At 74.0% G+C, this 12,361-nt stretch carries 12 protein-coding genes; 8 read left to right on the top strand and 4 right to left on the bottom strand.

The window, feature by feature from the left end; translation table 11 throughout:
• From ABT106_RS00750 to ABT106_RS00765, 4 genes are all read left to right on the top strand, one after another.
• Positions 1–292 (top strand): pantoate--beta-alanine ligase (locus tag ABT106_RS00750; RefSeq protein WP_351270272.1); only part of this gene is annotated, 292 nt, incomplete at its 5' end.
• Positions 289–2,037 carry an L-aspartate oxidase gene (locus ABT106_RS00755; protein ID WP_351270275.1) on the top strand — a complete coding sequence of 583 codons (1,749 nt, stop codon included), beginning with the start codon at positions 289–291 and terminating at the stop codon, positions 2,035–2,037. The genes ABT106_RS00750 and ABT106_RS00755, both read left to right, overlap by 4 nt.
• On the top strand, positions 2,034–3,011 hold the full coding sequence (gene nadC, locus ABT106_RS00760; RefSeq protein WP_502979132.1) for a carboxylating nicotinate-nucleotide diphosphorylase: 978 nt from the start codon (positions 2,034–2,036) through the stop codon (positions 3,009–3,011). Before ABT106_RS00755 ends, nadC begins: the two co-directional genes overlap by 4 nt.
• A gap of 3 nt (positions 3,012–3,014) precedes the next feature.
• Positions 3,015–3,824, top strand: coding sequence for a type III pantothenate kinase (locus ABT106_RS00765; RefSeq protein WP_267723052.1), 810 nt, complete (start codon positions 3,015–3,017; stop codon positions 3,822–3,824).
• Between the two features lie 16 nt (positions 3,825–3,840).
• On the opposite strand, the gene ABT106_RS00770 is transcribed toward ABT106_RS00765, so the two are convergent.
• Entirely contained in the window at positions 3,841–4,077 is a 237-nt protein-coding gene (locus ABT106_RS00770; RefSeq protein WP_351270280.1) for a hypothetical protein, read from the bottom strand.
• Positions 4,078–4,276: 199 nt separating this feature from the next.
• Here ABT106_RS00770 and ABT106_RS00775 point away from each other — a divergent pair, with 199 nt between their 5' ends.
• Together ABT106_RS00775 and ABT106_RS00780 are read left to right on the top strand one after the other, a co-directional pair.
• Positions 4,277–5,401, top strand: a complete 1,125-nt coding sequence (locus ABT106_RS00775) for a DUF5937 family protein (RefSeq protein ID WP_351270283.1) — start codon at positions 4,277–4,279, stop codon at positions 5,399–5,401.
• Positions 5,402–5,686: 285 nt separating this feature from the next.
• Entirely contained in the window at positions 5,687–7,240 is a 1,554-nt protein-coding gene (locus ABT106_RS00780; RefSeq protein WP_351270286.1) for a M28 family metallopeptidase, read from the top strand.
• Positions 7,241–7,322: 82 nt separating this feature from the next.
• Here ABT106_RS00780 and ABT106_RS00785 read toward each other — a convergent pair whose 3' ends face one another.
• Positions 7,323–8,318, bottom strand: coding sequence for an SAM-dependent methyltransferase (locus tag ABT106_RS00785; protein ID WP_351270288.1), 996 nt, complete (start codon positions 8,316–8,318; stop codon positions 7,323–7,325).
• Positions 8,319–8,424: 106 nt separating this feature from the next.
• On the opposite strand from ABT106_RS00785, the gene ABT106_RS00790 reads away from it, so the two are divergent.
• Both ABT106_RS00790 and ABT106_RS00795 read left to right on the top strand, forming a co-directional pair.
• On the top strand, positions 8,425–9,624 hold the full coding sequence (locus tag ABT106_RS00790) for a sensor histidine kinase (protein WP_351270291.1): 1,200 nt from the start codon (positions 8,425–8,427) through the stop codon (positions 9,622–9,624).
• 47 nt (positions 9,625–9,671) lie between these two features.
• On the top strand, positions 9,672–10,349 hold the full coding sequence (locus ABT106_RS00795; RefSeq protein WP_267723059.1) for a response regulator: 678 nt from the start codon (positions 9,672–9,674) through the stop codon (positions 10,347–10,349).
• A gap of 65 nt (positions 10,350–10,414) precedes the next feature.
• On the opposite strand, the gene ABT106_RS00800 is transcribed toward ABT106_RS00795, so the two are convergent.
• Both ABT106_RS00800 and ABT106_RS00805 read right to left on the bottom strand, forming a co-directional pair.
• On the bottom strand, positions 10,415–11,767 hold the full coding sequence (locus ABT106_RS00800) for a PH domain-containing protein (RefSeq protein ID WP_502979133.1): 1,353 nt from the start codon (positions 11,765–11,767) through the stop codon (positions 10,415–10,417).
• A gap of 26 nt (positions 11,768–11,793) precedes the next feature.
• Entirely contained in the window at positions 11,794–12,285 is a 492-nt protein-coding gene (locus ABT106_RS00805; RefSeq protein ID WP_351270294.1) for a PH domain-containing protein, read from the bottom strand.
• Positions 12,286–12,361 lie beyond the last annotated feature (76 nt).

Genomic DNA, 12,361 nt, shown 5'->3' on the forward strand with positions numbered 1-12,361 from the left:
CTCGGCGCTGGCCCGGCTCGGCGAGATCCGCGCCTCCGCGGACGCGCACGCCGTGTCGGCGGCGGGCGCGGGACTGCCGGACGCCGTACGGGCCGCCGCGCGCCACGTGCTGGAGGAGGCGGGCCGCCACGAGCCGCCCCTCGTCCTGGACTACCTGGCGCTGGTGGACCCGCGGGACTTCACCGAGGCCGTCCCCGGGTTCACCGGGCCGGCCGTCCTGGCCGTCGCCGCGAAGGTGGGCACGACCCGGCTGATCGACAACATCCCATTGGAGTTCGGAGCACACTCGTGAGCACCCCAGGCAGAGGCACCGCGGGCACCGGCGCCGGTACCGGCATACGGCTGCACGCCCCGGCCCCCGGCTGGTCCCTCGACGCGGACGTCGTGGTCGTCGGCTCCGGCGTCGCGGGCCTGACGGCCGCGCTGCGCTGCGCGGCCGGGGGCCGCCGTACCGTCGTGGTCACCAAGGCCCGGCTCGACGACGGCTCCACCCGCTGGGCCCAGGGCGGCATCGCCGCCGCCCTCGGCGACGGCGACACCCCCGAACAGCACCTGGACGACACCCTGGTCGCGGGCGCGGGCCTGTGCGACGAGGAGGCCGTACGGCTGCTCGTCACCGAGGGCCCGGGCGCGGTGCGGCGGCTGATGGCCGCGGGCGCCGTCTTCGACACCTCCGCCGAGACCGGCGAGATCGAGCTGACCCGGGAGGGCGGCCACCACCGGCGCCGGATCGCGCACGCGGGCGGCGACGCCACCGGCGCCGAGATCTCCCGGGCGCTGGTCGGGGCGGTGCAGGCCGCGGGCATCGAGACCGTCGAGAACGCGCTCGTACTGGACCTGCTGCAGGACGCGCGGGGCCGTACGGCCGGCGTCACCCTGCACGTCATGGGCGAGGGCCAGCACGACGGGGTGGGCGCCGTGCACGCGCCCGCCGTGATCCTGGCGACCGGCGGCATGGGGCAGGTCTTCTCCGCCACCACGAACCCGTCGGTGTCCACCGGCGACGGGGTGGCGCTCGCGCTGCGGGCCGGCGCGGAGGTCTCGGACCTGGAGTTCGTCCAGTTCCACCCGACGGTGCTCTTCCTCGGCGCGGACGCCGAGGGGCAGCAGCCGCTGGTGTCGGAGGCGGTCCGGGGCGAGGGCGCGTACCTGGTCGACGCGGACGGCGTGCGCTTCATGACCGGTCAGCACGAGCTGGCCGAGCTGGCGCCGCGCGACATCGTCGCCAAGGGCATCATGCGCCGGATGCAGGAGCAGGGCGCCGCGCACATGTACCTGGACGCCCGGCACTTCGGCGCCGAGATGTGGGAGCAGCGCTTCCCGACGATCCTGGCCTCCTGCCGCGCGCACGGCATCGACCCGGTGACCGAGCCGATCCCGGTCGCGCCCGCCGCGCACTACGCGTCCGGCGGCGTCCGCACCGACCTCCAGGGGCGCACCACGGTCCCCGGCCTGTACGCGTGCGGCGAGGTCGCCTGCACCGGCGTGCACGGGGCGAACCGGCTGGCGTCCAACTCCCTGCTGGAGGGTCTGGTCTTCGCCGAGCGGATCGCCGACGACATCGTCGCCTCCCCGCCGGCCGGCAGCGGCCCCGGCGTCCCGGTGCCCGCGAGCGGCCCGCTCCAGCCCGCGGGCGCGCGGTACGAGGTCCAGCGGATCATGACGGACGGCGCGGGCGTGCTCCGCTCGGCCGGATCGCTGCGGACCGCGGCCGAGGCCCTCGAAGGGCTGTACGCCACCGCCCTGAACGAGCTGGAGGCGCACGGCAAGACCGCCGAACCGGGGGTGGACACCTGGGAGGCCACGAACCTGCTGTGCGTGGCCCGCGTCCTGGTCGCCGCCGCCCGGCAGCGGGTGGAGACCCGCGGCTGCCACTGGCGCGAGGACCACCCCGACCGGGACGACGCCGACTGGCGCCGCCACCTCGTCGTCCGGCTCTCCGCGACCGAGAAGCGGGCCCTGGTCGTCATCCCCACCGACTCCGCGGACTTCCCGTCCGTACGACACCCCCTCACCACCCAGAGCCTGGAGCAGTGACCGTGAGCACCCCCGACGAACTCCCCCTGATCGACGGCAACGAAGGCGGCTGCGGCGACGACTGCGGCTGCGGCGACGGCGAGGAGACCGGGCTCGACCCGGCGCTGGCCCAGCTGCTCGAGGACGCCGGCCTGGACCCGATCGAGGTCGAGGACATCGCGCACATGGCGCTCTCCGAGGACCTGGACGGCGGGGTGGACGTCACCACCGTGGCGACCGTGCCCGAGGACGCCGAGGCCATCGCCGACTTCGTGGCGCGCGAGGACGGCGTCGTGGCCGGCCTGCGCATCGCCGAGGCCGTGTTCTCCGTGGTCTGCACCGAGTCCTTCGAGGTGGAGCGGCACGCGGAGGACGGCGACGCCGTCAAGGCCGGGCAGCTGCTGCTGTCGGTCCGCGCCCGCACCCGCGACCTGCTGACCGCGGAGCGCAGCGCGCTGAACATCCTGTGCCGCCTGTCGGGCATCGCGACGGCCACCCGCCGGTGGGCGGACGTGCTGGACGGCACCACGGCGAAGGTCCGCGACACCCGCAAGACCACCCCGGGCCTGCGCGCGCTGGAGAAGTACGCGGTGCGCTGCGGCGGCGGCGTCAACCACCGCATGTCCCTCTCGGACGCGGCGCTGGTCAAGGACAACCACGTCATCGCGGCGGGCGGCGTCGCGCAGGCGTTCGCGGCCGTGCGGGAGGCCTTCCCGGACGTGCCCGTGGAGGTCGAGGTCGACACCCTGGAGCAGGTCGGCGAGGCCCTGGAGGCCGGGGCGGACCTGATCCTGCTGGACAACTTCACGGTCACGCGGACCGCCGAGGCCGTCGCCCTGGTGGCCGGCCGCGCGACGCTGGAGTCCTCCGGCCGCCTGACGCTGGAGTCGGCCCGCGACTACGCCCTGACCGGTGTGGACTACCTGGCGGTGGGCGCCCTGACCCACTCCTCCCCGATCCTGGACATCGGTCTCGATCTGCGCGAGGCGGTGTAACCCGTGCTCCTCACCATCGACGTAGGCAACACCCACACGGTCCTGGGCCTGTTCGACGGTGACGAGATCGTCGAGCACTGGCGGATCTCCACCGACCCGCGGCGCACGGCCGACGAGATGGCCGTGCTGATGCAGGGCCTCATGGGCATGCACCCGATGCTCGGCACCGAGCTGGGCGACGGCATCCACGGCATCGCGATCTGCTCGACGGTGCCGTCGGTCCTGCACGAGCTGCGCGAGGTCACCCGGCGCTACTACGGGGACGTGCCGGCGGTGCTGGTGGAGCCCGGGATCAAGACGGGCGTGCCGATCCTGATGGACAACCCGAAGGAGGTCGGCGCGGACCGCATCATCAACGCGGTCGCGGCGGTCGAGCTCTACGGGGGTCCGGCGATCGTGGTGGACTTCGGCACGGCCACCACGTTCGACGCGGTGTCCACGAAGGGCGAGTACGTGGGCGGGGTGATCTCCCCGGGCATCGAGATCTCGATGGAGGCCCTCGGCGTACGGGGCGCCCAGCTGCGGAAGATCGAGCTGGCCCGGCCGCGCAACGTGATCGGCAAGTCCACGGTCGAGGCGATGCAGTCGGGCGTGGTCTACGGCTTCGCGGGCCAGGTCGACGGGATCGTCGCCCGGATGGCGAAGGAGCTGGCGGGCCCGAACGGAGACCCGGACGACGTCCGGGTGATCGCGACGGGCGGCCTGGCGCCGATCGTCCTCGGCGAGTCCGCGGTGATCGACGACCACGAGCCGTGGCTGACCCTGATCGGCCTGCGGCTGGTGTACGAGCGCAACGCGCCCAACTTCGAGTAGCCGGGCGTCGCCCGCGTCACCCCCGGGGGGTGGCGCAGGCCCCGCCGGGCCCTCCGGGGTGCCGCAGCAGCCGCAGCAGGGCGGCCCGCCACGGGTGCCCGGCCGGGCGGCCCTCCAGGACGGCTTCGGCCTGGGCGTGGGACCGGACCGCGCGCAGTGCGGCGATGTCGTCCCGGCCCGGGGGCGGGGGCATCGGGTCGCCGTGCCGGGACGCCCGGTAGGTGTCGATGAGGTACTGCTCGATGGCGCTCATGCCTCCACCCTGACCCCGCCGCGGACCCCTCGCGCGCCGATTGACGGCCGCCGTCAATCGACGGGCGGGGCGGTCGCGGCGGTGGGTCGCGGCGGTGGGTCGCGGCGGGTCGCGGCGGCGGGTGGCGGCGGACCGCCGGTAGGCCGTCCGGCCCCGCCCCCCGCGCCCCGGCGGGCGGTCCCACCGGCAGAATGGGCTGATGAGCGTCACCATCGACATCGCCGGGCTCCCCGCGGAGCGGATCACCTTCGCGCCCTCTCCGCTCGCGGAGCTCTGCATGGCCCTGCACGCGCTCGCGCAGCCCTCCCACCACCCCCGGCTGACCTCGTGGACGACCGCCACCGCCGCCGCGCTGGACCCGGACCTCGCGGACCGGCTGCTGGAGGCGGACTTCATGTGGCGCAGCTCCTTCTCCGACATCTTCATGGCCTTCGCCGGCACCCCCGGCGGGAGCGGCCGGCCCGCCTCGACCCTGGCCGGGGAGCTCGACGTCCTCGACCACATGGACGACGAGCAGTTCGTGATGGCCGCCCTGGAGCACTGCTGGCTGGCGCTCTACAACGAGGGCGGCGGTCCCTCGCCGCTCACCGACCCGGCGGCCCGGACCAGGGCTCTGGAGGCGTCTGCCGCGCGGGGCCCGCGCCAGCTGGCCTTCTCGGTCCGGCTGCTGGACGACACCGCCGGGGTCCGGGTGTGGATGCGGCGGCTCCTGGAGGACTGCGACGAGGCGTTCTTCGCGGAGACCTGGAAGCGGATCGAGCCCGGGCAGAGCGCCGACGCCCGGCACAAGGCGGAGGTGCTGCGGCGCAAGGGCCTGCCCGCGGCGCTGAAGGAGGTCTCCTCCGCGCTCAGCGTCGACGAGGCGCTGACCACCGTCACCGCCGACAAGATGGTGAACGGCTCGACCACCGCCACCGACCCCCGAATAGGCAGCGGCCTGGTCCTCGTGCCGACCAACTTCGGCTGGCCGCACCTGCTCGTGCTGCACGCACCGGGCTGGCGGCCGGTGATCCACTATCCGCTCGGCTCGCCCGGACCGGCCTCCGCGCCGGGCTCGGTGGAGCTGCTGCAGCTGCGGATGGAGGCGCTGGCGCATCCCATGCGGATGCGGCTGTGCCGGAGCCTGGCCCGGGCCCCGTACACGACGAGCGAGCTGGCGGCCGTGTACGGGATCACCGCGCCGGAGGTGTCACGACACCTGGCCGTCCTGAAGAAGGCCGGGCTGATGCACACGCGGCGCCAGGGCCGTTACGTCCAGCACCAGTTGGACCTGGCGGCCGTCGCCCGCATCGGGTCGGACTTCATCGAGGGCATCCTGCGCTGAGGGCCCGGCCGACGGCCGGCGGCCCCCTCGTGGCCGGCACATGGCCTGAACCTGCCCGGACCAGGCCCGACCTTGGCCGAACGGGGCCTGGCTTTGGCCTGTTTTGATCGGCGCAGATTCACCGATATACGGAATTCATAAACCGGAATCAGTGAAAACTCTGGCCAGAGTGGCCACTTGCTGTTTAACGTGCGACCACCGCTGCCGCCGACCCTCGCGCACGGTACTCCGTCCCACCGCTCCGCCTGACCTGCTCTGCTCGTCTTTTGTCGTGGAAGGACCTACATGCCCTCACGCCGTATAGCCGCAGCAACCGCCGCCCTGGCGGCCGCGGCCCTTGTCTCCCCCCTGCTGCTCGCCGGGCCGGCCGGTGCCACCGGCGGCCCGCAGAGCGACCGCGCCAAGGGTGACGCGCTCGCCAAGAAGCTGGTCAAGGAGGCGACCGGTAAGGGAGCCAACAACCACCTGAAGGTCTTCCAGGCGATCGCCGACTACAACAAGGGCACCCGCGTGGCCGGCTCGAAGGGTCACGTGCAGTCCGCCCAGTACGTCGAGGCCGTGATGCGCGCCTCCGGGTACAAGGTCACGAAGAACGAGTTCGACTTCGTGTACGTCGAGACCGTCGCCGAGACGCTCACGGTGAACGGCTCCAACGGGCGCGACGTCCCGATCCACCTGATGACGTACACGAAGAGCGGTCCGGAGGAGGGCGTCACGGCCCCGCTCGCGGTCGCCCCGGTCGACGCCGACGGCACCAACGGCTGCGAGCCCGGCGACTTCGCCGCCGGCGCCTTCACCGGCAAGATCGCCCTGGTCAAGCGCGGCGGCTGCACCTTCGCGGTCAAGCAGGAGAACGCGGCGGCGGCCGGCGCGGTCGGCGCGATCATCTTCAACAACACGGCGGGCGCCCTGAACGGCACCCTCGGCGACCCGGCCGCGGGCAAGGTCCCGACCGGCGGCGTCTCCCAGGCCGAGGGCGAGCAGCTCACCGCCGACGCCGCGGCCGGCCCGGTCGAGGTCACCCTCGACATCCGCGAGCTGCGCGAGAACCGCAAGACGTACAACGTGGTGGCCGAGACCCGCGGCGGCGACGCGGACAACACCGTCTTCCTGGGCGCGCACCTCGACTCGGTCGCGGTGGGCCCCGGCATCAACGACAACGGCTCCGGCTCGGCCGGCATCCTCCAGGTCGCGCAGCGCCTGGCGAGCAGCCAGACGAAGATCAAGAACAAGGTCAAGTTCGCCTGGTGGTCGGCCGAGGAGTTCGGCCTGCTCGGCTCCGAGGCGTACGTCGCCGGCCTGACCGACGCCCAGAAGAAGCAGATCAAGCTCTACCTGAACTTCGACATGATCGGTTCGCCGAACGCCGCGTACTTCGTCTACGACGGCGACGACTCGGACGCGACCGGCGCGGGCCCCGGCCCGGCGGGCTCGGCCCAGCTGGAGAAGGGGATCACCGACTTCCTCGACTCGAAGAAGATCCCGCACGCGGGCACGGACTTCTCCGGCCGCTCGGACTACGGCCCGTTCATCGAGGTCGGCATCCCGTCCGGCGGTACGTTCACCGGCGCCGAGGGCATCAAGACGCCCGAGGAGGCCGCGAAGTTCGGTGGTCAGGCGGGTGTCGCCTACGACGTGAACTACCACGGCAAGGGTGACGACATCACCAACATCGACCAGAAGGCGCTCGACATCAACGTCGACGTCATCGCGGACGCGGTCGGCCACTACGCGCACGACCTGGCCCCGCTGGCCAAGCCGGTCGTCTCGGTGCCGACCCCCGGCGGCAGCGGCGGTGGCGGCGGCCTGCACCCGGGCCACGACGAGATCAAGCAGTAGGCAACAGCCGGAGGCGGGTGGCCCACAGCGGTCGCCCGCCCCGGGGGAGGAGGGGCCGGGATCCCGTGGGGGTTCCGGCCCCTCAGCCGTGCCCGGCGGCGGCTCCGGCCGCGGGCCACGCCGCGATGCCCGCCGGCTGGACCAGCCAGCCGAACGCGCCCAGGCCCGCCGGCGACGTCAGCTCCGCCGCCTCGCCGGCCGCCACCAGGGCGCGGACGTAGGCCGCCGGGTCCGTGGAGGCCAGCGCCAGTGGGGGCCGGGCCCCCGAGACGCCGAGGTCCGCCAGGGCCTCCCGCTGGGTCAGGAGCACCGCGCCCGGCCCCGCGCACGCGTCCAGGGCCACGTGCGCCGTCACATCGCAGCCGCCGTCCGGGACCGGCGCCACCTCCCGGCCCGCCCGGAAGCCCGTCAGCGTCCCGTACGGGGGCCGTGCCTCCCGTACGTGGGCGTAGTCCACCGCCACCGCCAGGCCCCGCTCCACGGTGGCCACGGCCGCCGCCCAGGCCTCGTCCCGGGTGCGGCCCACCTCCGCCCGGCCGCCGCCCGGCCACCAGCGCTCCAGCCAGGCCCGGTCCGCGTCGTCGAGGGGGCCGCCGGGGGTCTCCGTACCGTCCGGGGCGACCAGGACGTACCGCCCGTCCTGCGCCACCTCCAGCGGCACGTTGTCCAGCCACTCGTTGGCGAAGAGCAGCCCGATCGTGCGCTCGGGCGGTACGGCGCCCCAGCCGATCCGCGGGTCGAGCCCCGGCGGCCGCTCCGCCCGCTCCACGGCGTACGGGCGCACCCGCGCGGCCGTCCGCGCCGGCAGCGCGGCGAGCACCCCGGCCAGCAGTTCCCCGCGCCCGGCGCCCACGTCGACGAGGTCCAGCTCCGGCGGGTGCCCGAGGGCGGCGTCCACCCGGAGCAGGAGCCGGGCCACCGCGCCCGCGTACAGCCCGGAGGCGTGCACCGAGGTCCGGAAGTGCCCGGCGGGCCCCGGGCCGTCCGGACGCACGTAGAAGCCGCCGGGGCCGTACAGCGCGGCCTCCATCGCCGCCCGCCAGCGGACCGGAATCGCGCGTTCACCCTGGGTGCTCATCGCACCAAGGCTAAGCTCAGGGTCCACCTTCGGGAGTACGCCCCCGGTGCAAGGTCGCACCTGTGGTTGACTCCAGCACCTATCTCCTTTCCCTACGCTGGGTTACGTGCAGCGCCTCTACGAATTCCTCCGCAGACACCCGACGGGCGTCGACAGCTTCTGGGCCGTCTTCTTCTTCGGGTTCTCGATGCTGAACGTGGCGTCGATGAGCGCGAGCACCGGCCTCCGGCTCGCCGCGGTCCCCGTGACCCTGGCGATGACCGCCGTCGTGGCGCTGCGCCGCAAGTGGACGCAGGCGATGTTCTGGCTGGCCCTCGGCGCCGGCCTCTACCAGCTCGCCCTCGGCATCGAGGCGCAGTTCACCGACGCCGCGATGCTCGTGATCCTCTACACCGTGGCCGCGGGCGACCTCCCGCGCTGGATCTCGCGCACCGCGCTGGGCGTCGGGCTGCTGGCCTCGCCGCTGTACTTCCTGCGCTTCGGCGTGGACAAGGGCCTCAGCGACCCGGAGAGCGTCCTCTTCGCCCTCTTCGTGATCGTCCCCTTCGCCCTCGCCTGGGTGGCGGGCGACTCGCTGCGCACCCGCCGGGCCTACTACGCCCAGCTCATCGAGCGCAACCAACGGCTGGAGAACCAGCGCGAGGCCCAGGCCAAGGTGGCCGTGGCCGCCGAGCGCGCCCGGATCGCCCGTGAGCTGCACGACGTCGTCGCGCACAACGTCTCGGTGATGGTGGTCCAGGCCGACGGCGCCGCGTACGTCATGGACGTGGCCCCCGAGCAGGCCAAGGAGGCCCTCCAGACCATCTCCGGCACCGGCCGCCAGGCCCTCGCCGAGATGCGCCGGCTGCTGGGCGTACTGCGGACCGGCGAGCCCCAGGAGTCCGAGGACTACGTGCCGCAGCCGGACGTCGAGCAGATCGAGGTCCTGGTCGAGCAGGTACGGGCGGCCGGGCTCTCGGTGGACTTCGAGATCGAGGGAGCGCCGCGCAAGCTGCCCAGCGGGGTGGAGCTGACGGCGTACCGGATCGTCCAGGAGGCGCTGACGAACACCCGCAAGCACGGCGGCCCGGAGGCGCGGGCCAGCGTCCGGCTGGTCTACTTCGACGACGGCCTGGGCCTGCTCGTCGAGGACGACGGCCGGGGCGCCGCGCACGAGCTGTACGAGGACGGCGGCGCCGACGGCGCGGGACACGGGCTGATCGGCATGCGCGAGCGGATCGGTATGGTCGGGGGAACCCTGGACACCGGACCCCGGCCGGGCGGCGGCTTCCGGATCAGCGCGCTGCTTCCCCTGAAGAAGAGTTGAACGTGAAGTCCATGGAGTTCTTGAAGTTGAAGAGGACGAGGTAACTGATGTCCATCCGCGTGATGCTCGTCGACGACCAGGTGCTGCTGCGCACCGGTTTCCGCATGGTGCTCGCCGCCCAGCCGGACATGGAGGTCGTCGCCGAAGCGGGCAACGGCCTGGAGGCGCTGGAGGTGCTCCGGGCCACCACGGTGGACGTGGTGCTGATGGACGTCCGCATGCCCAAGCTCGACGGGGTCGAGGCGACCCGGCGGATCTGCGAACCGCCCGAGCACCCCAAGGTGATCATCCTGACCACCTTCGACCTGGACGAGTACGCCTTCTCCGGGCTCAAGGCGGGTGCGAGCGGCTTCATGCTGAAGGACGTCCCGCCGGCCGAGCTGCTGGCGGCGATCCGCTCCGTGCACAGCGGCGACGCCGTCGTCGCCCCGTCCACGACGCGGCGGCTGCTGGACCGGTTCGCGCCGATGCTGCCGACGACCACGGAGGAACCGCGGAACAAGGAGGTCGACCGGCTGACCGAGCGCGAGCGCGAGGTCATGCTGCTGGTCGCCCAGGGCCTGTCGAACGGCGAGATCGCGGCCCGGCTCGTCCTCTCCGAGGCCACCGTCAAGACACACGTGGGCCGCATCCTGACCAAGCTCGGGCTGCGCGACCGCGTCCAGGTCGTCGTCCTCGCGTACGAGACCGGCCTGGTCCGCGCGGGCGGCGGCCCGGCGGCCTAGGACGGCCCGACCCTCCGTGCCGCCGCCGCCCCGCAGTACCGCCGCCACGCCGTCCCGCCCGGGCCTCACGTCATCCAGCGGTCCGGGCGGGCCGAGGCGCGGGAGGTGCGCGAGCGGGCGGCCTGCGCGTGCAGCAGCTCCGCGGCCTCGTCCGCCGCCCGCAGCCGGGCCGTCACGGTGCCGTTGGCGCCGGTGTCGACCTGGACGTCGGCCAGCCCCCGGGCCCTCTCCCAGGGGCCCTGGGAGAGGCGGACGCTCTGCACCTTGGCGTGCGGGACGATCTCCGTACGGCGGCACAGGCGGCCGTGCCGGGCGGCGAACACGTCCGGGGAGACGGCCAGGGCGTACCCCTTCCACCACAGCGGGACCACCCAGCGCGACCCGGAGCGCGGCGAGCCCTCGAAGACCAGCGCCGCGAGGTCCACCCCGGGCAGGACCCGGGCGACCACGGCGTACGCGGCGTCCCGCGAGGCCACCGGGACCAGGACGTCGTTCTTGGAGCCCGCCACGGCCAGCTCCACCCGCACCCAGTTCCGCCGCCGCCACAGCAGCGGCTCCACGATCCGTACGGTCTGCACGCGCCCCGGCGGCACGGTCTCGTGCGCCCGGTCCAGCAGCCCGTGGTCCAGGCGCAGGCCGTCGGGGGACTCCGCGACCGTCCAGTCGTACTCGGTGAGGAACCGCCCCACGCTGCCCGCCCAGACGGCGCCGAGCATCGGGAGCAGGGTCACGACGGCCGCCCACGGGCTGGAGCTGATCCACCAGACGAACACCGGCGCCAGGACCCCGCCGGCCAGCGCCGCGAGCACGCTCAGACTCAGCGCGAGCGAGACGGCGATGTCGCGGGGGCTGACGCGCAGCAGCTCCCGTTCGGGGGCCTGGCCCAGCGTCACGGCCTCCTCGGGGGTGAAGCCCGCGGCGCGGGCGAGGAGTTCGGCGCGCAGGGCGACGGCCTCCTTCTCGCCGAGGAAGGCGAGCTCGTCCTTGTCGTCGGTCCCGATGACGTCGAGCCGCAGGGAGGCGACCCCGGTGAGCCGGGCCAGCAGCGGCCGGGTCACGTCCACTGCCTGGAGCCGGTCGAGGCGGATGTGCGCGGTGCGGCGGAAGAGCAGCCCGGTGCGGATGCGCAGTTCGGTGTCGGTCACCGCGAAGTGCGTGAACCACCAGCTCAGGAACCCGTACAGGCCGAAGACGAGGACCAGTGCCAGCAGGGTCAGGACGCGCAGCAGGGCGGACAGGTCCGCGACCCACTCCCCCGCCCGGTCGCCCTGCTGGACGATCACGCCGACGGTCGCGGCGATCGGCACCCACGCCCGGCGCAGCGGGGTGAACGGATGCAGCCGCCGCTCGGAGGCCGCGGGCTCGGGGGCCGCCGGCTCGGAGGCCGCGGGCTCCACGGCCGCGGGCTCCGCCGCCACCGGGTCCTCTCCCGTCCGGCCCGGGGTCACAGGCCCGCCGACCGTGCCGCGCCGAGCGCGGTGAGCCGGTCGCGGAGCCGCTCCGCCTCGGCCGGCACCAGCCCGGGGATCTTGGCGTCGGTCGCCGCGGCCGCCGTGTGCAGCTGGACGGAGGCCAGCCCGAACCGCCGCTCCAGCGGGCCCGAGGTCACCTCGACCAGCTGCATCCGCCCGTACGGGACCACCGTCTGCTCCCGCCAGAGCACGCCCCGGCTGATCAGCAGGTCGTCGGGGCGCTCCGCGTACCGCCACGACCGCCAGTTGCGGCCCAGCAGCACCCAGCCCCAGGCCAGCACCGCGAGCCAGACGCCCCCGGCCGCCGCCCACGCCGGACCGACCGCCAGGCCCAGTACGACCGCGGTCACCGCCGCGAGCAGCGTCATCCAGATCACCAGCAGCAGCCGCCTCAGCGTGAGGAGCCCGCCCGGCAGCCCCACCCACTCGGGCCCGCCCGTCCCACCCGTCGTCCCCGTTTCCATGCGTCCACCCTAGGCGGGCGGGCCGTCGGGCCGGACGGATCGACGGCCGCGCTCTTCCTGCTGAGACAATGCCCGC

The organism is Streptomyces sp. NPDC002044 (genome assembly GCF_040296725.1).
Lineage (GTDB): Bacteria > Actinomycetota > Actinomycetes > Streptomycetales > Streptomycetaceae > Streptomyces > Streptomyces antarcticus.